This window comes from Shigella sp. SIG6, assembly GCF_053555815.1.
Window position 1 is genome coordinate 1 of the sequence record NZ_JBQZXC010000329.1, and the last position, 380, is coordinate 380.

Here is a 380-nt window from a genome sequence, read left to right on the forward strand (position 1 = left end):
GACACCCCGACCCGTCACTACGCACACGTAGACTGCCCGGGGCACGCCGACTATGTTAAAAACATGATCACCGGTGCTGCTCAGATGGACGGCGCGATCCTGGTAGTTGCTGCGACTGACGGCCCGATGCCGCAGACTCGTGAGCACATCCTGCTGGGTCGTCAGGTAGGCGTTCCGTACATCATCGTGTTCCTGAACAAATGCGACATGGTTGATGACGAAGAGCTGCTGGAACTGGTTGAAATGGAAGTTCGTGAACTTCTGTCTCAGTACGACTTCCCGGGCGACGACACTCCGATCGTTCGTGGTTCTGCTCTGAAAGCGCTGGAAGGCGACGCAGAGTGGGAAGCGAAAATCCTGGAACTGGCTGGCTTCCTGGA

1 protein-coding gene is annotated in these 380 nt (G+C 57.1%); it reads left to right on the forward strand.

All coding sequences use genetic code 11. The annotated features are described in order from the left end of the window. The coding region (locus tag ACUU1M_RS20660; RefSeq protein ID WP_233398477.1) for a GTP-binding protein at positions 1-380 on the forward strand (380 nt) is incomplete at both ends.